The 1,108-nt window shown below is 68.0% G+C and carries 1 protein-coding gene and 1 pseudogene; both read left to right on the top strand.

The annotated features are described in order from the left end of the window. Window positions 1-103: pseudogene (locus KS423_RS46010) on the top strand (IS5/IS1182 family transposase); the annotation flags it as partial. A 545-nt stretch (window positions 104-648) separates the two neighbouring features. Further along, window positions 649-1,008, top strand: coding sequence for a hypothetical protein (locus tag KS423_RS46005; protein WP_374120195.1), 360 nt, complete (start codon window positions 649-651; stop codon window positions 1,006-1,008). Window positions 1,009-1,108: the final 100 nt, after the last annotated feature.

Here is a 1,108-nt window from a genome sequence, read left to right as displayed (position 1 = left end):
ACTGAAGAACTTCCGCGCCGTCGCGACCAGATATGACAAACGCGTCTACGTCTTCCTCGGCACGGTCACGGTCGCCGCACTGGCCATCTGGCTCCGCTCATGATCGACCGGACAGAACCTAGTGCACGCCCCCGCGTCGACACGTTCCTGGCCGGACCTTCGACGCGGGGGAGCCATCAACCGCTCCCGAAGGAGGCTGACATGTCCAACCGTAAGCGCCGCCGTACGACGCCGCGAGCATGCCCATGCCGCAACCGAGCTGCTAGCCGCAGCGATCTCCTGCACGTGGCCGCCGAGGCCAGCCTCCGCACGGTCAGCGGGCCGCTGACTCTCGCCCTTCTCAATCTCGTAATGAGGCTCCTCGACCTGCGCTGACGCCGGCTGCCGACAGGTCGGTCGTTGCGAACCATGCTTCGGCTGGCCCTGCCGGGACCGCCGCCGACCTTCGAACAGGCCTAGAGGCCCGGTTGGGGAATATCGCGTTCCTCTTCTGGATTGGTGCCTGGGTAGGGTCGTGCGAAGGGGGCGTGGGCGGCCGATCTGAAGGTGTTCCGGCGGGGTGCTGATGGCCGGGATGTCGAGCTGCGGGGTTCGACGGTGGCGCGGGAGCGGGAGCTTCAGCGGCGGGTCGAGGGGGCGCTGGAACCGATGCTGGGGGTGCGGTTCCTGGCGTCGGAGTACTCGACGGGGCCGTGGCATCAGGGGCGGATCGACACGCTGGGCCTGGACGAGGACGGCGTGCCGGTGGTCATCGAGTTCAAGCGCGGGCGCGGTGCCGGGGTGATCGCCCAGGCCGGGTCCTATCTGGTCTGGCTGCTGGCGTACCGGCACGAGTTCGAGGCCCTGGTGCGCAGACAGCTGGACGCCGATGCGGCGGAGGCGGTCGACTGGCGGCGCCCCCGGGTGATCTGCGTCGCTGGCGAGTTCTCACGCCATGACCGAGCGGCGGCCTCGCTCTACCAGCGGGACTACCGTGTGGACCTAGGCCGTGTCCTGTCGATCAGTTGAGTCGTTGATATGACTATGGGGAGTAGGGGTGATCTGACTGACGGCCAGTGGGAGCGGCTTCGGCCGCTGCTGCCGGTGAGTAACGGGCGTTGTGGCAGGT

The organism is Streptomyces sp. LS1784 (assembly GCF_020103755.1).
Lineage (GTDB): Bacteria > Actinomycetota > Actinomycetes > Streptomycetales > Streptomycetaceae > Kitasatospora.
This window is presented reverse-complemented; position numbering and strand designations above follow the sequence as displayed.

Excerpts from the sequence above, each read along its gene's own strand:
- KS423_RS46005 (WP_374120195.1), top strand. The coding sequence starts at position 649 with ATGCTGGGGGTGCGGTTCCTGGCGTCGGAGTACTCGACGGGGCCGTGG.